Annotated in this window: 20 protein-coding genes and 1 riboswitch; of the genes, 12 read left to right on the top strand and 8 right to left on the bottom strand. The window is 31.8% G+C overall.

Annotated elements, in window-relative coordinates; all coding sequences use genetic code 11:
* The first annotated feature begins 134 nt into the window (after positions 1 to 134).
* Positions 135 to 330, top strand: a riboswitch (cobalamin riboswitch).
* A gap of 64 nt (positions 331 to 394) precedes the next feature.
* The gene (locus ACLII3_RS01315; protein WP_412985856.1) at positions 395 to 2,257 is read left to right on the top strand and encodes a TonB-dependent receptor plug domain-containing protein; all 1,863 of its coding nucleotides are present in this window, start codon (positions 395 to 397) and stop codon (positions 2,255 to 2,257) included.
* Between the two features lie 5 nt (positions 2,258 to 2,262).
* Here ACLII3_RS01315 and ACLII3_RS01310 read toward each other — a convergent pair whose 3' ends face one another.
* Both ACLII3_RS01310 and ACLII3_RS01305 read right to left on the bottom strand, forming a co-directional pair.
* On the bottom strand, positions 2,263 to 2,967 hold the full coding sequence (locus ACLII3_RS01310; protein WP_412985855.1) for a diphthine--ammonia ligase: 705 nt from the start codon (positions 2,965 to 2,967) through the stop codon (positions 2,263 to 2,265).
* A 27-nt stretch (positions 2,968 to 2,994) separates the two neighbouring features.
* Complete coding sequence (locus ACLII3_RS01305; RefSeq protein WP_412985853.1) at positions 2,995 to 4,434, bottom strand: S41 family peptidase; 1,440 nt, start codon at positions 4,432 to 4,434, stop codon at positions 2,995 to 2,997.
* Between the two features lie 152 nt (positions 4,435 to 4,586).
* Here ACLII3_RS01305 and ACLII3_RS01300 point away from each other — a divergent pair, with 152 nt between their 5' ends.
* The 4 genes from ACLII3_RS01300 to ACLII3_RS01285 are packed head-to-tail and all read left to right on the top strand — an operon-like array spanning position 4,587 to position 6,747.
* Entirely contained in the window at positions 4,587 to 5,096 is a 510-nt protein-coding gene (locus ACLII3_RS01300; RefSeq protein ID WP_412985852.1) for an RNA polymerase sigma factor, read from the top strand.
* Entirely contained in the window at positions 5,083 to 5,580 is a 498-nt protein-coding gene (locus ACLII3_RS01295) for a hypothetical protein (protein WP_412985850.1), read from the top strand. The genes ACLII3_RS01300 and ACLII3_RS01295 overlap by 14 nt, the downstream gene beginning before the upstream one ends.
* Positions 5,581 to 5,603: 23 nt before the next feature.
* Entirely contained in the window at positions 5,604 to 6,176 is a 573-nt protein-coding gene (locus tag ACLII3_RS01290) for a DUF4252 domain-containing protein (RefSeq protein ID WP_412985848.1), read from the top strand.
* A gap of 52 nt (positions 6,177 to 6,228) precedes the next feature.
* The gene (locus ACLII3_RS01285; RefSeq protein ID WP_412985847.1) at positions 6,229 to 6,747 is read left to right on the top strand and encodes a DUF4252 domain-containing protein; all 519 of its coding nucleotides are present in this window, start codon (positions 6,229 to 6,231) and stop codon (positions 6,745 to 6,747) included.
* 67 nt (positions 6,748 to 6,814) lie between these two features.
* On the opposite strand, the gene ACLII3_RS01280 is transcribed toward ACLII3_RS01285, so the two are convergent.
* The 3 genes from ACLII3_RS01280 to ACLII3_RS01270 form a co-directional block, all read right to left on the bottom strand.
* Positions 6,815 to 7,000, bottom strand: a complete 186-nt coding sequence (locus ACLII3_RS01280; RefSeq protein ID WP_412985846.1) for a hypothetical protein — start codon at positions 6,998 to 7,000, stop codon at positions 6,815 to 6,817.
* A 5-nt stretch (positions 7,001 to 7,005) separates the two neighbouring features.
* The gene (gene purB, locus ACLII3_RS01275) at positions 7,006 to 8,349 is read right to left on the bottom strand and encodes an adenylosuccinate lyase (RefSeq protein ID WP_412985845.1); all 1,344 of its coding nucleotides are present in this window, start codon (positions 8,347 to 8,349) and stop codon (positions 7,006 to 7,008) included.
* 87 nt (positions 8,350 to 8,436) lie between these two features.
* Positions 8,437 to 9,000 (bottom strand): adenylosuccinate lyase, encoded by a 564-nt coding sequence (locus ACLII3_RS01270; RefSeq protein WP_412985844.1) that lies wholly within the window; start codon positions 8,998 to 9,000, stop codon positions 8,437 to 8,439.
* A 39-nt stretch (positions 9,001 to 9,039) separates the two neighbouring features.
* Between ACLII3_RS01270 and ACLII3_RS01265 the strand changes: the two genes are divergently transcribed.
* From ACLII3_RS01265 to ACLII3_RS01255, 3 genes are read left to right on the top strand one after another with little or no spacing between them, the layout of a single operon-like run.
* The gene (locus ACLII3_RS01265) at positions 9,040 to 9,513 is read left to right on the top strand and encodes a heme-binding domain-containing protein (RefSeq protein WP_412985843.1); all 474 of its coding nucleotides are present in this window, start codon (positions 9,040 to 9,042) and stop codon (positions 9,511 to 9,513) included.
* A 5-nt stretch (positions 9,514 to 9,518) separates the two neighbouring features.
* Positions 9,519 to 10,766 carry a glycosyltransferase gene (locus ACLII3_RS01260; protein ID WP_412985842.1) on the top strand — a complete coding sequence of 416 codons (1,248 nt, stop codon included), beginning with the start codon at positions 9,519 to 9,521 and terminating at the stop codon, positions 10,764 to 10,766.
* Positions 10,753 to 11,127 carry a cupin domain-containing protein gene (locus ACLII3_RS01255; RefSeq protein WP_412985841.1) on the top strand — a complete coding sequence of 125 codons (375 nt, stop codon included), beginning with the start codon at positions 10,753 to 10,755 and terminating at the stop codon, positions 11,125 to 11,127. The genes ACLII3_RS01260 and ACLII3_RS01255 overlap by 14 nt, the downstream gene beginning before the upstream one ends.
* Before the next feature lie 327 nt (positions 11,128 to 11,454).
* On the opposite strand, the gene ACLII3_RS01250 is transcribed toward ACLII3_RS01255, so the two are convergent.
* A complete protein-coding gene (locus ACLII3_RS01250; protein ID WP_412985840.1) occupies positions 11,455 to 11,733 on the bottom strand; it encodes a hypothetical protein in 279 nt (92 codons plus the stop codon).
* A 21-nt stretch (positions 11,734 to 11,754) separates the two neighbouring features.
* Positions 11,755 to 12,066: a hypothetical protein gene (locus ACLII3_RS01245; RefSeq protein ID WP_412985839.1), complete on the bottom strand. Its 312-nt coding sequence runs from the start codon at positions 12,064 to 12,066 to the stop codon at positions 11,755 to 11,757.
* A 209-nt stretch (positions 12,067 to 12,275) separates the two neighbouring features.
* On the opposite strand from ACLII3_RS01245, the gene ACLII3_RS01240 reads away from it, so the two are divergent.
* From ACLII3_RS01240 to ACLII3_RS01225, 4 genes are all read left to right on the top strand, one after another.
* Positions 12,276 to 12,725, top strand: a complete 450-nt coding sequence (locus tag ACLII3_RS01240; RefSeq protein WP_412985837.1) for a hypothetical protein — start codon at positions 12,276 to 12,278, stop codon at positions 12,723 to 12,725.
* A complete protein-coding gene (locus ACLII3_RS01235) occupies positions 12,725 to 12,925 on the top strand; it encodes a helix-turn-helix transcriptional regulator (RefSeq protein WP_412985836.1) in 201 nt (66 codons plus the stop codon). Before ACLII3_RS01240 ends, ACLII3_RS01235 begins: the two co-directional genes overlap by 1 nt.
* Before the next feature lie 101 nt (positions 12,926 to 13,026).
* Positions 13,027 to 14,421 carry an alpha/beta hydrolase family protein gene (locus ACLII3_RS01230; protein WP_412985835.1) on the top strand — a complete coding sequence of 465 codons (1,395 nt, stop codon included), beginning with the start codon at positions 13,027 to 13,029 and terminating at the stop codon, positions 14,419 to 14,421.
* A gap of 86 nt (positions 14,422 to 14,507) precedes the next feature.
* Positions 14,508 to 17,015 (top strand): T9SS type B sorting domain-containing protein, encoded by a 2,508-nt coding sequence (locus ACLII3_RS01225; protein ID WP_412985834.1) that lies wholly within the window; start codon positions 14,508 to 14,510, stop codon positions 17,013 to 17,015.
* Here the strand turns inward: ACLII3_RS01225 and ACLII3_RS01220 are convergent, their stop codons facing one another.
* Positions 17,016 to 17,687 (bottom strand): SIR2 family NAD-dependent protein deacylase, encoded by a 672-nt coding sequence (locus ACLII3_RS01220; protein ID WP_412985833.1) that lies wholly within the window; start codon positions 17,685 to 17,687, stop codon positions 17,016 to 17,018.
* Between the last annotated feature and the right edge of the window lie 34 nt (positions 17,688 to 17,721).

Genomic DNA, 17,721 nt, shown 5'->3' with positions numbered 1-17,721 from the left:
GGCGATTCAAATTTAACAATATATATAGTAGCAGGAATAATTATAGCTCATTTTTTAGTTGGCTTTATTTATCTGCTATATAAAATGCATAAGAAAAAGTAGTTTTATTAGCTGCAAATCTAACCTAAATCAATACTTTTGCAGAGAATTTTGGTTCTAGTCAAGATTTTACTTGATTGGATTAAAAGGGAATCTGGTGTAAATCCAGAACTGTTCCCGCAACTGTAAGCTATACTGCTTTGTGCTAAAACTTCAAAGTCACTGGAAATTTCTGGGAAGACAAGTACAAAGACGCAAGTCAGGAGACCTGCCATTTTCAAATAACTAAGTCAAACTTTCGGGATAAAAGTTTACGTATGTTAAGTCATACCATTCTCGAATAATTTAATTAAAAATGAACAAAAAACATTTTGTTTTAGGAGCGCTTTGGGCGTTTACAGGAGTATTTGGTTTTGCGCAAGAGGAAGCCAAAGAGGAAAAGCTAGAAGAAGTAGTCGTAACAGATTCAAGATTTGAATTAAAACGCGAAAACTCTGGTAAAACAGTTATTAAGATTTCTCAAGCAGAAATAAAAAATAACATAGGTCGTTCGGTTGCCGATTTAATCAATACTAAAAGTGGTATTGAAATAAACGGAAGTAGAAGTGTTGAAGGTCAAAATCTTGGATACTTTGTACGTGGTGGTAACAATAGACAGGTTTTAGTATTAATAGATGGTATTCAAGTTAATGATCCAACATCAGTCGCAAACGATTTTGATTTACGTTTATTAGATTTAAATACTGTTGAATCTATCGAAATTATTAAAGGTGCTGCAAGTACTTTATATGGAAATGGAGCTGCTACAGCTGTAATAAATATTACTACTAAAAAAGCGGCTGATGAGACTATTATTTTGAATATGACTTCGGTAATTGGAACTAACCAATCTGCAGATGAGCAAGATTTTGATTTAAGAAAAGCAACAAACAATGTGTCATTAAATGGAACTGTTGGTAAGTTAACATACGTTGGAACATTTGGTAATAGATATGCTAGTGGTTTATCTGCTGCAGATGTAGAAAATGCTGAAAAAGATAAGTTTTCTAAGTATAATACAAGTTTAAGAGTTGGTTATAAATTTACAGATCGTTTTGATGTAACTGCTTTTGGAAGCTATGATAAATATAAGACTGATATTGACGGTTTTCCAGCACCTACGTATACATTTGCAGATACGGACGATGAATACATCTCTGAACAAACACGTTTTGGAATTTCTCCAAAATATGCTTATAACAATGGTAGTGTACATGTAAATGCTGCATTTACTAAAACTGAAAGAGAAACTATTGCTGAATTTGGTTCTATAAGTGAAGGTGAAAGTGTATTAGTAGATGCTTATAATAAGTACAATTTTAACGATAAGTTTTATACAATTGTTGGGTTAAATTATGGTGATTACCAAAGTAAATTCTCGGAGGAAGAATCGTATAATACAGTAGATCCTTATGTAAATATGGTATATGTATCAGATTTTGGATTAAATATTAATACAGGAGCACGTTATAATAATCATAGCGAATATGGTTCTCATTTTGTTTATAATGTAAACCCTTCGTTTAGAAAGCAAGTAAAAAATGGTTATGCTAAAGTATTCGCATCATATGCAACATCGTTTATAGCTCCTAACTTATCACAGTTATTCGGACCTTTTGGTGCTAATCCAGATTTAGATCCAGAAGAAAATACAACTATAGAAGGAGGGTTGGAATATGTAAATAATAAAGGTTTTAGATTAAGTGGAGTTTACTTTACTAGAGATGAAGAAAACACAATTATTTATACTACAGGATATGAAAATGCTACCGAAGATGCTACAGTACAAGGAGTAGAGGTAGAGGCAGATGTTACATTGGTTAAAAATTTAAACGTTAACGCAAATTATACGTTTACAGAACTTAAAGATGGTGTACGTTTAAGATTGCCAAAACATAAAGCTAATTTAGGTGTAGGTTATACATTCAACACTAAAGCATTCGCTTCATTAAATTATCAATTTACTGGAAAAAGAACAGATACAGATTTTTCTACATTCCAAAATGTTGAATTAGATTCTTATTCAGTAATTAACTTATACTTTAGCCATACATTGTTAAAAAACAAAATGAGGGTATTTGCTAATGTTGACAATTTATTTAATGAAGATTATGCCGAAATAATTGGATATACTACAAGAGGTACAAATGTTAGCTTAGGATTTAACCTTACTTTATAAGATTTTTATTTAGGAATTAAATCAACAAACCAAAATCCCGACTCCGAAGCCTTGTCTTTAGAGTCGGGATTTTTATATGATTTATAAATCTTTTCGCCAATGTTGAAATTTACTGGATGTTTAAATATTGGTCCATCAAAGCAAAAAGTATGAAACTCACCATTTTCACCACAAGGGTCTACATCTTCAGGTAAATTTTCAATAAAATCATGATCAATAATAGTGCCTACAAAACTATCGTCAAAATATTTAGCGCTAGCAGCAACTACTATGGTTTTAAAACCTAAATCTAGAAACTCATTTAATAATTCTTTTGTGTTCCTTTTCCATAGCGGGAAAACGGCTTGAAAACCTAAAGTAGCTAATTGCTGTTCTCTATATGTTTTCAAGTCTTCTAAAAAAATATCTCCAAAAGCACTGTGTGTAAAACCGTCCGATTGTAATTTTGAAAGCGCTTTATGTATAGTGCTTTCATAGGTTTTCATGGTTGGTTGCTCAGGAAGTTCTATAACTTGTAAAGGAGTATTTATTGCTTTAGTTTGGGCATACATGAGCTCATTACGAAGCCCATGCATAGACACACGGTTATAGTGACTATTAACTGTAGTAATTAACGTATCTACATTGTAGTTTTTGTTTTTTAATAAATGATACAAAGCTAAAGCAGAGTCTTTACCAGTACTCCAGTTAAAAAACGTTTTATATGACATATGTGTTTTCTCTAAAAGGAGATACTACTATTCTTGAGTAAAAACAGAATTTTTAATATACATTATATCTGAAAATGGAACAGTTTTATTGCTATCTCCAATAACTTCAAAATTAAATTGAGGAATAGACAGTCTACTAGAACCTTCAATATCTGCTAAAGCAGCAGCAAGAAGTGTTTCGTTTACATCGCCTAAAGTACCATAATTATAAGATACTTCTTCCAAAGCAATTGTTGGTACTAATCCAGATGAAGGTACCTGTTCATCAAATTTGTTTACTGTTATAGCAATAAGAGGTTGCATAGCATAGTTATGATTAGGATTAGCACCTTCACGTTGTAAATTTGGTGAGTCATAAATAGTAACTGAGGCTTGTGACTTACCTGTTGTTGTGGTTCCTATTTGAATGACTTGATCCATATGTGCTCGTAAACTATTTATAATCATTTCGCTTGCTGATGCTGAACTACCAGTAGTTAATACATAAACCTTATTTAAGTTTAAGTTGTTGATAGTATTTCCATTTTCCAACGTATTAGAGAATAAATACTCAGAATTATTGCCTGCTAATTCATCATTATAATTAAGTTTAGCAAACACATCACCATTAAATTGTCCAGTAACCATACTTCCCAAAGCAGTAGCTGTTCCAACATTACCTCCTGGATTGTAGCGCAAGTCTAATATTAAATGTTGTACATTATTTGCTGCAAAATCTCCAAAAACAGCATTTAATTGCGAATCATAAGCAGGTGTAAAACCATTGTAAACTAAATAACCTACGTTTTCACCATCTACTTGAAAAATATCAGATAAGTAAACTGGATTTTCTGTATAAGATGTTTTAGTTAGATTAACAGTGTCTGTAGTTGACTCTAATGAGTCATCATCAGTATCTTCAGTACCATTATCATTATAGTTTGCTAAGTTTAAGGTAAAAGAATCACCACTAATTAATTGTCTCCAATTTTCAAGTGTTAACGTAACACCATCTACTTTGTCAAAAATTTGACCACGTTCTAAGCCTTGATTATCTGCATTACTTCCTGGTAAAACTAACCTTACTACACCATATAATTCAGTTATACTACCTGGAACAAGATATAGGTTAGCTTCCATACCATTACTAAAGTTTAGACCTCCAGATAATTGTTCTTCTAAAGCAATGTAATCATTAGTAATCCAACTAAACCTATCTACTGTTTGTCGTTCGTATATTAAGCTTTCAAATAAACTCTCAGGTGTAGAAAAAGAATTTAAATATGTTGCATATTCATTGTTAGAAGAAAATCTATCATTAGCCAAATCTGGTATGTTTTGCTTATATAAGTAAACGGCATTCATGCCTTTCCATACAAAATCTTTTATTTCACTTGCAGAAATTGCATTATCATCATTATCTTCAAAACAACTGTAGGTTAATCCTAATACAATTAATACAAAGACAGCTTTTATTCTTAATTTCATAGTTTGCTTTTTTTGTTTGTCTTTAAACTCTAAAGTTAATTACATTATTGTAAAATAAAAATTATTTTAATTGTCGTGTAACAAAATTTAAAGTACCTCGTCGTAATAACAAATAGCAACATAAGAAGCTATTTAACTAACCAATTAAAAAAATGACACAGGCTGAGTTTTTAAACATAGTAATGCCTTTTAAAGATAAAGTATTTCGTTTGGCAAAACGGTTACTGGTTTCTCAAGAAGAAGCCGAAGATGCCACACAAGAAATTTTGTTGAAGTTGTGGAACAACAAACAAAAAATTCAGGAATACAAAAATGTAGAAGCATTTTCTATGACCATGACTAAAAACTTTTGTCTAGACAAATTAAAGTCTAAACACGCACAAAATTTAAAAATTGTGCACAGTAATTATCAAGACAAAAATGTGTCATTACAGAAACAGGTAGAGCTAAACGATAGTGTAGATTGGGTTTCTAAAATCATGGAAGAATTACCAGAGCAGCAAAAAATAATATTGCAGCTTCGAGATATAGAGCAGTACGACTTTGAAGAAATAGCAAAAATGTTAGATATGAATCAAACAGCTATTAGAGTAGCACTGTCAAGAGCAAGAAAAACATTAAGAGAAAAATTAACTAAAACCCACAGTTATGGTGTTAGATAATATAGAACAACTTTTAGAAAAGTACGAAAACGCAGAAACAACATTGCAAGAAGAGCAGCAGTTAAAAGACTATTTTTCGCAAGAAACTGTAGCGCCACACTTAGAAATGTATAAACCAATGTTTACGTATTTTTTGCAAACCCAAAAAGAACAATACACTAAAGACGTTCCTCTAAAACCTAAGAAGACAATCAATTTGTATAGATGGATTTCGGTTGCAGCAGTAGCAGTTCTAATGTTTGGGATTTACACTCAAGTTGGGAATTCTTCAAAATCAATTGAAGGTCAATTAAATGATGAGCAGTTATTAGCTTATAATCAAACAGTAGAAGCATTTAACTTATTATCATCAAATTTTAATAAGAGTAAAGATAATATCAATACTCTAGGTTTAATGTCTACCTCTTTAGATAAAGGCACAGAAAACATTGCTTATTTAGGTGAGTTTTCGAACACAACAAACAAAATTTTTAAAAACAAGTAACAAAATAATTAAAACAAGTAAACATGAAGAAGTTAGTATTAATAATAGCAATAGTAGTAGCACCAATAATGTCTTTCGGTCAAAGCTTATTCGATAAGTACGAAGATTTAGAAGTTGTAACATCTGTAGTGGTAAACCAAAAAATGTTTAGCATGTTAGCACAAATAGATGTTGAAACAGACGATCCAGAAGCAGACCAATTTATTAATATGGTAAAGAGTTTAAAAAGTCTTAAAGTATTAACTACTGGAGATGCTAAAGTAGCTGGAGAGATGAAAGCAGATGTAGCTAAATACTTAAGAAACTCAAGCTTAGAAGAATTAATGCGTATTAAAGATGGAGACCAAACGGTTAAGTTTTACGTAAAAGAAGGTAAAGATGAAAACCATGTAAAAGAACTATTAATGTTCGTAACAGGTTTAAAAGAAGTAACAAAAAATGAAGATATTGTAATTAATGGTAAGAAACGTGAAATAGAAACTGTATTATTATCGTTAACAGGAGATATCGACTTACGTCAAGTATCTAAGCTTACTAGTCAAATGAATGTACCAGGAGGAAAGCATTTAGAGAAAGCTGGAGAAAAGCAAAACTAATAACAATAGATAACCAACAATTATAATGAGTACATCAATCAAAAATATAATCATGTCAATCCTTTTGGTTACGGTTTTAACAAGCTGTAACCAAGGAGAGACTTTACAAACTTACTTTGTAGATAATCAAGAAACACCAAACTTTATATCTGTAGATATTCCAATTAGTTTTGTGGATATTGAAAATGTAGAGTTAACGCCAGAACAACAAGAAGCTTATGACTCGATAGATAAGTTAAACATGTTAGCGTATACACTTGGAACTGATAATGCAGAAGATTATAAAGCAGAATTAGCAAAAGTAAAAGTCATTTTAAAAAATGAAAAGTACGAAGAGCTAATGCGTGGAGGTAATGCTACTGATGGTAAATTTGTAGTAAAGTATATTGGTGATGGTAATTTGATTGATGAGCTTATCGTTTTTGGTAATGCTAATGATAGAGGATTTGCTTTAATAAGAGTTTTAGGAGATGATATGGATCCAGCAAAAATCATGAAACTTGGAGATGTGATTGGAAACATGAGTTCTGATGAAAACAAAGTAGAGGAGTTTATGGACTTCTTTAAATAATATATCTACATTAACTTCATGTAGTCAAATAACAGAAGTAAAAATGTTAATGAAAAAGAAAACCTGCCTAATCTGGCAGGTTTTTTTTGTCTTCGTCCTTAGATTTTACAATAATAATATTGAAAACAATAATAAAATATCCAGCAAAGAGTAGTGCTCTAACAACTAGATTATCTAGTATGTCTAACAAGCCACTCACTACAAAACCAATAGTGAGTAATGCACATGCTAATAAAGATATTTTATCGTTCATTTAAATTATATTCCAGTATAGTTAGCTGGAGTTATTGCTTTTAGTTCTGTTTTAATTGCATCATTAACCTCTAATGTATCAATAAAATTAGAAATAGAACTTTGCGTAATTGCTTCGTTGGTACGTGTTAAACCTTTTAATGCTTCATAAGGGTTTGGATAAGCCTCACGACGTAAAATGGTTTGAATAGCTTCGGCAACAACAGCCCAGTTATTTTCTAAATCTTCAGCAAACTTAGCGTCGTTTAGTAATAATTTATTTAACCCTTTTAAAGTCGATTTAAAACCAATTAAAGTATGACCAAATGGTACACCAACATTACGTAATACAGTACTATCTGTTAAATCACGTTGTAATCTTGAAATAGGTAGTTTTGCCGATAAATGCTCAAATACAGCATTAGCAATTCCTAAGTTTCCTTCACTGTTTTCAAAATCAATAGGATTTACTTTATGTGGCATTGCCGAACTACCGACTTCACCTTTTTTAATCTTTTGCTTAAAGTAATCCATAGATACGTATGTCCATACATCACGATCTAAATCAATAATAATTGTATTGATACGTTTTAAGCAATCAAATAAAGCAGCCATATGGTCGTAATGCTCAATTTGCGTTGTTGGAAAAGAATGGTAAAGACCTAATTTTTCTTGTACAAATTTGCTTCCAAAAGCTTTCCAATCAATATTTGGGTAAGCAACATGGTGTGCATTAAAGTTACCAGTTGCACCACCAAACTTAGCAGCACTTGGTATATCGTTTAATAAATTAAATTGCTCTTTTAAACGTACTATAAATACTTCTATTTCTTTTCCTAAACGTGTAGGAGAAGCTGGTTGTCCATGAGTACGTGCTAACATAGATACGTCTTTCCACTCAATAGCAAGTTCTTGTAAACGTTCTAAAACACTAAAGTATTCTGGAACATATACATCGTTCATAGCTTCTTTAATACTTAAAGGTACAGCTGTGTTATTTATATCTTGAGATGTCAATCCAAAGTGAATAAACTCTTTATATTCAGAAATATTTAAAGCATCAAACTTCTCTTTAATAAAGTATTCAACAGCTTTTACATCGTGGTTAGTAACACTTTCAATGTTTTTGATTGCTGTTGCATCTTCAGCCGAAAAATCTTTGTATATTTTTCTTAAATCTTCAAATAAAGCTTGATCAAAGCTTTCTAGTTGAGGTAATGGGATTTCACAAAGTGCAATAAAATATTCAATTTCTACTTGAACGCGGTATTTTATTAAAGCCTCTTCAGAAAAATAAGGTGCTAAACTTTCAGTTTTACTTCTGTATCTGCCATCTATTGGCGAAATAGCATTAAGCATTGATAATGACATAGGTTGTGTTGTTTTTAAGAAGTGGCAAAGATAATTCTTTTCAACATAAGACCTATAATTGAAACTCGAAGTTTTTAACTAAAACACCTACTTTTTCAACTTTTTAAGCAATTGTCTTGCTCTGGCTTTAAATCCTGCACTACCAGCAGCAAAGTCTTGTTCTAAAATAGTAATGAGTTCAGGGTGTATCCAATCGTAGTCTTGACCAAGTAAAAATAAGGTGTTCATAGAGTACGCTTTTGCTGCAATTTTTTGATCGGTAATCATATAGTCAAAACTTAACTCTATAATACGTTCTTTGTGTTCGGGTTTTAAAGAATGCTTAGTAGCATTATTATGTTTGTGGTAATAAGCTTCGGTTAAATACTCACAAACTTTAGCTACAGGACGTACTGCAGGATCTTGATGTACTTTATGCATTTCGGTGGTAAACCTATCAAGATGAGGTAGTATAGCATCTAATTTTTCACGAGCTACAAATTCAAATAACCAAGCAGCACGACAGGAAACTTTGTCATCAACTGTAAATAATATATCCATTACTTTAGGAAGTAGTTCAGGGTTGTTAATCACTAAATTTGCATATTTTTTACGGTTTTCTCTTGAGTGATTTACATAATTTAATTCCTTGTATAAAGCTTCCGTAGTCATCAATTATTTATTACATTTAGAACTCTAAAAATAATAATAATGAAGATTCTTAAAAAAATACTGTTGCTTTTATTAGTAGTTTTTGTAATTGCTCAATTTTTTGGACCAGAAAAAAATGAAGGTGATCTAGCAAGTATAGAACCATTTTTAGCTGAAACAAATCCTCCTGAGGATGTCAAACTAATTTTAAAACAAGCCTGTTTTGATTGTCATAGCGATCACACACGTTATCCTTGGTACAGTAGCATTACACCAGTTAATTATTGGATGGCAGATCATGTAAAACATGGAACAAAACATTTTAATGTGTCTAAATGGGAAGGAGCTTCTTTAAAGAAAAAAGACCATAAGTTTGATGAACTTATAGAAATGGTTGAAGATAAGTCTATGCCATTAGATTCATATACTTGGACGCATAGCGATGCCAAATTAAGCGATGCACAAATACAAAGTGTATTGGCTTGGGCTAAAGAGGTACGTGCCATGTATGCTAAACAAAAAGCTGCTCAATAGTTTTAATGAAAACACTTTTAGTTATTGGTTTTGTGTATCCAGAACCAAAATCATCAGCAGCTGGAAGTAGAATGCTGCAACTAATTTCCTTATTTCAATCTCAAGGATATAATGTCACCTTTGCAACGACGTGTACCGATAGTACCAACGCTTTTGATTTGCATAGCATAGATGTTTCTGTGGCTGAAATTGCGTTAAACGATGTAAGTTTCGATGACTTTTTAATACAGTTAAATCCAGATGTTGTGTTGTTTGATCGTTTTATGATTGAAGAACAATTTGGTTGGAGGGTTGCTGAACATTGCCCAAATGCCTTACGTATTTTAGATACCGAAGATTTACATTGTTTACGTAAAGGGCGTCATGCAGCGATAAAAGCAAACCAAGATTTTAATGATACTTACTTATTTAATGATATAGCTAAACGAGAAATAGCGAGTATTTATAGATGTGATGTTAGTTTGATGATTTCGGAAGTAGAGGTGCAGCTATTACAAGATAAATTTAAAGTAGACAGCAGTTTACTGTATTGCTTACCTTTTTTATTAGAAGAAACTAGCAAAGCAACAAACCAATTACCCAATTTTGAGACACGAGCACATTTTGTAACCATTGGTAACTTTTTACACAATCCTAACTACGATGCTGTATTGTATTTAAAGCAAACCATTTGGCCATTAATAAGGAAACAATTACCAAAAGCTGAGTTACATATTTATGGAGCTTATGCCTCCCAAAAAGTAACACAATTACATAAACCTCAAGAAGGGTTTTATATTAAAGGATATGCTGAAGATGTAAGTCAAGTCATGCAACATGCTAAGGTGTGTTTAGCTACTTTACGTTTTGGAGCTGGACTAAAAGGAAAGCTTGTTGACGCAATGCAAAATGGTACACCTTGTGTTATGACGTCTATTGCTGCCGAAGGTATGTTTGGAAATTTAGAAGCTAATGGATTGGTAGTAGATACTCCAGAAGCTATTGCTGACAGTGCAGTTAATTTATATACTAATAAAGACCTTTGGGTAGCCTCACAGCAAAATGGGTTTTCAGTTGTTGATAAACGTTTTCAATTGGAGGCTTTTAAAGCTAATTTTTTGAACCATATTCAAGCAATACAAGATAATTTGCAAGCACATAGATTACAAAACTTTACAGGTGCTATGTTGCAGCATCATAGTATGCAGAGTACTAAGTTTATGTCACGATGGATAGAGGAGAAGCAAAAAAATAAAACCAATGAAGCTAATTAAATATATTACGATACTATTGGTAATAAGTGTGTTTGCTTGTAAAGATACTACACCAAATTTACCAGACCCTTTAGAAGCTGGTTGGAATAACGAAGCTGTTTGCGAAGTTGTAGAGGATAATGCCTCTTTACGTGTGCTTAAATGCACTTTCCCTCCAGGAGTTGGACACGAAAAACATTACCATAAACCACATACAGGTTATACTTTAGTTGGAGGTACTTTTAAAATTGAAGATGCCAAAGGCACAAGAACCGTTACTATACCAGATGGTTATACCTTTAGTAAAGACAGCATTACACAACACCAAGTACAAAATGTAGGAGAAACTACAGCTGTGTTTTTAATTATGGAGTATAAGTAAGGTTTTTATGGAGGGTTCGTTTAACGTTTTGGTATAAGCTTTGTTGCGTTTTTGTTAGTCTAAAAGTAAGCAAATTATTAAACAACTTTGTGCCTGCGTATTTTTCCGAAGGAAAAATAATGCAGCAATAAAGTTTATACATTGTTAGCTACTGGCTTTATTCAGTTATTTTTATTTCATATCGTCTTGAATTCACACGTTTAAATAAATCAGCAATATTCTCTCTTTCTGAAATTATTCTAGTTTTTCCATTTCGAATAATTCTTAATTCTTTGAGATTTTTATATAATTCCTGTCTTTTGAATTCTGATTGTGGATTATAATTTTCTATCCACCCCAATTTACGGCTTGACCTTCTTTTAATTTACAAGTAATTATTTTTTTATTCAAATCAATTTTCAATTCAGAGTTTTCAATTTTTTCCAGTTCTGACAACCAATCTGATTCCATCATTTCTGGATTAGAAACGAACCCTCCAAATTCAGTTTCTTTTATAAATTCATATTCAATTATTACCAGTTCATTACTTATGTTGTAAATAAAGAACTCAGTTTTTATTGAACAACTTGTTAAAGTGAGAAGTAAAAGAAATATTAACTTTTTCATTTATATAAACTTTAGTTTTCATTAATCTTTTCCTTCTATTGATATTTTAACAAGTTCAATTCCTATTTTTAAACCCAAAAGAATATTTATTATTTCTTCTTCTGCTGAAATGATTATTAATTTATAATCTCTTTTTTCTTCCGAAAATTCCACGGTTTCTATTTCTGAAATTCTCAAGGACAAGGAAAGTCCTAAATTTAAAGTAACATTCACAAACCAATTGACCTGCATTGTTCCTTTTTTAAGTTCACCAATCATATAGAATTCATTCCTTCTTTTGATTGCAAAACTATCAATAACTTCAAATTCTCCTTGTTCAGTTTGGATGTTCATTTTGCTTGTAGCTAACGTATTTATATAAACACGTTTTAATGGTTTATATAAAAGTGTTAAACGAAGTTAGCTTTTTTAAGTAAGAAATTCAATACGTATTTCTACGTAATTTTAAGAAAGTGTTAAAATAGTTGCAGATTCTTAAAATGTAAAGTATATTTGTCATATAGTAAAAATAATTTGTCTAATATTAAAATATACTTGTCATTATGACCTCAGAAAAATTTATAGATTGCGAACGTAAACAGTTTAAAAAAATGCTAAATTTTAGGTTGTCACATACCTTTTTAAAAATTGGAATAGCCATAGTTGTAGCCTCAATAATTGGTATGTTTGTACGTGCATTTGCTTTAGATGGCGATACCGAAACCTTAAAAGAATTGTTCAAAAAGACGTTGCTAATTGGTATGTTAATTATGTCGGTGTCTAAAGACAAAGAAGAAGACGAGATGACCAATGCACTTCGTGCACAATCATACTCCATAGCTTTTATTGTAGGTGTGTTATATGCTTTAATTATGCCTTATGTAGAGTTTGGTGTGTCTAACGTTGTAAATAATGGAGGCGAAAACTTTAAAGATTTAGGAGACTTTCAAGTGCTATTATTTATGCTTATGATTCAGTTGCTATTTTACCACAACTTAAAACGTTACAGATAATGCAAAATACCATAAAAGTAGAACGCGCTATTTTAAGCATTACGCAAGACGACTTAGCGAAACGCATTGGCGTATCTCGACAAACCATAAACTCTATTGAAGCAAATAGATATGTGCCTTCAACAGTATTGGCATTAAAGATGTCAGCTGTATTTAATAAGCCAGTAAACGAATTTTTTACGCTTACTGATGAGGATTAGGTTTCTAATTTAATAACATTTTAAAATTTTAAAAAATCGTATCTGAATTTTTTCGGACAGGATTTTTTATGTCCAAAAACAACAAATAAAATTATTGAAAAATGAAAAGAATATTTACAATCATACTCTTTAGTATTTATACTACAATCTCTTACTCACAAGACATAAGTGGTGTTTGGAACGGTATTATTGAGCTAGGTGAAAACAGACAAATAACTTTCGTGTTTAAATTAAAGAATACTAAAACTGGTTTAGAGTCAGTAATTGATATTCCAAGTAATCGAGTTGAAGGGCTTAAACCAAAAGCAACAGTGTTTACTAATGATTCACTTGATATTGATGGTTCAAACTTGGGTTTTAAGTTTAAAGGAAAATTTAATAGCGAAAAAAAGGAAATTGAGGGTACATTTATGGAAGGGCTTAATGCATTGCCATTAATATTAAGAAGAGCTGAAATAGAAATCGCAAAAAGAATTGTTAGAGCTCAAGAACCAAAGAAACCTTATCCTTATTATGAAGAAGAAGTGTCGTTTAATAACGAACATATTAAGTTATCTGGAACATTAACACTTCCTAAGAAAGAAGGTAAGTGGCCAGTAGTGGTTTTAATTAGTGGAAGTGGTCCACAAGATCGAGATGAAACTTTTGCTAATCATAAACCATTTTTAGTGCTCGCAGATTACTTAACAAGAAAAGGTATTGCTGTATTAAGGTATGATGATAGAGGTTTTGGTAAATCAACTGGTAATTTTGCTGATGGTACCACTAAGGATTTTGCTACAGATGTTTTAAGTGCGATAGAGTATTTAAAAACGAGAAAAGAGATCGATGTTAAAAACATTGGTCTTATAGGACATAGTGAAGGAGGTATTATTGCACCTATGGTTGCTAATTGGACTAATGATGTGTCTTTTATGGTAATTATGGCTGGTACTGGAATTCCTGGGAGTGAAATATCATTAATTCAATCTAAAACAATGCGACCATTTCCAGTTCCAGATGAGCAAGCTTATGAGCAAGCTGTAAGAGAAGCCATAAGTATTGCAGCTTCTCATAAGGATTTGAGTGTTGTAAAAAAGGAACTTACTATACATTATAATAAAACGATTGTACCTATTTTAAAACCATTGGTTGGAACAGATGAAAAGGTAACCAAAATTGTTAAAGATTTAGTAGCCATGAGAACTACAAAATGGGTGAGATTCTTTTATAATTATAATCCAGCTGATGAATTTAGAAAAACAAAAATCCCTATATTTTCGCTTAATGGTAGTAAGGATACTCAAGTAGAGGCTAAGTTAAATCAAGAAGGAATAAAAAATGCATTAATAAGTGGAGGAAATAAAAATTTTAAAATTTTAGAGTTGGAGAATCTTAATCATTTTTTTCAAGAATGTAAAACTGGAACAATGGATGAGTATAGTACAATTGAACAAACTATAGCTCCAATTGCTTTAAATGAAATTACTAGTTGGTTGTTAGAGCAAATAAAATAATAGGCTTGAAAACATAATAAGTATTTCCATTTCTTAAGTCTTAAGTATTTATTAGTTTTATAAATTGAAATTGAAAAATACTCCCTTTGACAAATAGATATATCTATTTATTAGCTATTGCATGTTTTTTGCTTGTAAATTTTTTACATGCTCAAAATCAACCACCAAATATTGAAGCCGAAGGCGATCAAGTATATTGCCCTTTGAGTCAAATAAATATTACAACTAGCTTTAATATTATTGATCCTGATGATACAGAAATAGAGGCACTACATGTACAAATATCTACAGGATATGTTCAAGGAGAGGATATGCTTATTTTAACTGGAAATCATCCTAATATTAATGCAACTTGGAGTGTTAATGAAGGAAAGTTGAGTTTAACAGGCTTAGGTGGTACTCAGGCAAGTTATATAGATTTAATAGCAGCTGTTAATAGTATTGTTTTTGAAAGTAATTCGGCAACAGTTTCTGGAGAGCGTTTTTTTTCTTTTACAATTGGTGATGCTAATTACTTGCCTTCTACAGATCATTATTACGAATATATTCCAAGTCCAGGAATAACATGGTCTGCTGCTTTAGCGCAAGCAGAAACTTTAACATATTTTGGATTACAAGGATACTTGGCTACTATTACATCTCAAGAAGAAGCACAATTATCTGGAGAACAAGCAGCAGGAGCTGGTTGGATTGGAGGAAGTGATCAAGCTAATGAAGGAGTTTGGCGCTGGATGTCTGGACCAGAAGTAGGTACTATTTTTTGGAATGGAGGCGTAAATGGAACATCTCCTAATTATGCCAATTGGAATAATGGAGAACCTAATAACTTGGGAGGTGAACACTATGCGCATGTTACTGCGCCTGGAGTTGGAGTTGATGGCTCATGGAATGATTTATCTAATACAGGAGATCCTGACCCAAATAGCGATTACCATCCTCAAGGATTTATTGTGGAATATGGAGGTACACCTGGAGATCCAGTTGTAGATATTTCTGCAAGTACAAAAATTACTATTACATCTATTTTAAGTACAGTCGATGGAATAGGTTGCGGAGAAGCTAGTGTAACACTTGAAGCTACAGCTGCTATTGGTGATGTTTTATGGTTTGATTCAGCAAATGGAGGAACACCAATTGCTACAGGAACTACGTTTAACACACCATTTATTACTACAACTACTACATATTTTGCTTTAGCATCTGCAAATGGTTGCTTAGAAGGAGAGCGTATTCCTGTTATAGCAACAATTAACCCAATGCCACCAATAAATACTTTGGTAGTTTTCAAAAATTGTGATGAAGATGGATTAGCTGATGGGTTTACAAATTTTAATTTGAACGAAATTAATGATGCAATAACTAATAATGATTCTTCTGGATTAGATTTTACCTATTACTTAACAGAGACTGATGCGCAAAATCAAGTTAATATGTTAGATGCTAGTGCGTTTAGCAATGCAGTATCAAATGTAGTTTATGCAAGAGTGGAAAGCGCAAATGATTGTTTTAGAGTTGCTACAATTAATTTAGAAGTGTCAACAACGTCTTTTTCAAATGGATTTGTAGAAATTATAGAACAATGTGATCAGGATGATGAAAACGATGGTTTTTCTAGTTTTAACTTAACACAAGTATCTCAATCGTTTTTAAATCAATTTCCAACTGGACAAAATCTAAGTGTCCATTATTATAACACCTTAGAAGATGCAGAGTTAGAGCAAAATGAAATTACGAATGCATCTAGTTATATAAATCAAACGCCTTTTTCAGAATTTATATATGTAAGAGTTGAAAGTGCAGATAACGGAGATTGTTTTGGAATTGGACCACACTTAAATTTAATTGTAAGACCAAGACCAGAGTTTGATGTAGAAAGTGCTTTTATTTATTGCTTAGAGACTGACCCCATTTTTGTAGAAACACAAAATGCAGATGGTGTTTATACATATGAATGGAAGGACGCTGGAGGTAATATAATAAGTAATTTATCATCAGCGTATTTAAGTTCTGAAGGCAATTATACTGTTGTAGCAACCTCTTATTATGGATGCGAATCATTACCAAGAACAGTCAATGTTCAAGAATCTGATGTAGCTGTTATTACGCAAGAAGATATTAGTGTTGTTAATTTTTCTAATAACAATTCAATTACTATAAATACTACTAATTTAGGTGTTGGAGAATACGAATTTACTTTAGATAATGTTAATGGTTTGTATCAAGACGAGCCCTATTTTAATATGGTTTCGGCTGGAATTCATACTATTTATGTGAGAGATAAAAATGGTTGTGGTGTAACTTCAATAGATGTTGGTGTGCTTGGGTTTCCTAAATATTTTACACCAAATGGTGATACTTTTAATGAAACTTGGAATGTAGTTGGATGGACGAGTGCCAACGCATATAGTTCAAAAATTTACATATTTGATAGATTTGGGAAATTAATCACTCAATTTTCTCCTGCTTCTCAAGGTTGGAATGGAACTTTTAATGGCGAAAATGTTAGTGCTTCCGATTATTGGTATGTAGCAAAACTCTTAAACTCTGATGGTACTTATATTGAACTAAAAGGGCACTTTAGTTTAATAAGATAGTTATAATAACTTCTTAAGTTTAAGCATCCCAGAAGTAGCAGGTTCTGAAATAACGGTTACTTGTTTATTACCATCTATTGCAGGTTTAGGGTCTATATAGTAAATTTTAGTTTCTGGTTGTACGTAGTGCATTAAACTAGCAGCTGGGTACACTTGCATTGAAGTACCAATAATTAGTAATATATCTGCAGTTTGACAAATATCTACAGCTTTTTCAATTAATGGTACAGCTTCTCCAAACCAAACTATATGTGGACGTAATTGGTAACCTTTAGAACAAGTATCACCAAGTACTAAATCGGTTTTCCATTCTTGAATGTCTTGTTCGTTATAGGTGCTTCTTACTTTAAGCAATTCACCATGTAAATGCATAACATTTGTACTTCCAGCACGTTCATGTAAATCGTCAACATTTTGAGTGATTATAGATACTTTATAGTCTTTTTCTAAATGAGCTAATTCTATATGAGCGCTATTAGGTACTACTTCTAATAATTGACGTCGTCTTTGATTATAAAAATCTAAAACTAACTCTGGATTAGCTTGAAACCCTTGAGGCGAAGCAACTTCCATAACATCATGTCCTTCCCATAAACCATCGGCATCTCTAAAAGTTTTAATACCACTTTCGGCACTTATTCCTGCACCTGTTAATACTACTATGTGTTTCATAGGTTGAAATTACTATTTTAATTTATATTTGAGC

It is taken from the genome of Pontimicrobium sp. IMCC45349, assembly GCF_047219225.1.
GTDB lineage: Bacteria > Bacteroidota > Bacteroidia > Flavobacteriales > Flavobacteriaceae > IMCC45349.
This window is presented reverse-complemented; position numbering and strand designations above follow the sequence as displayed.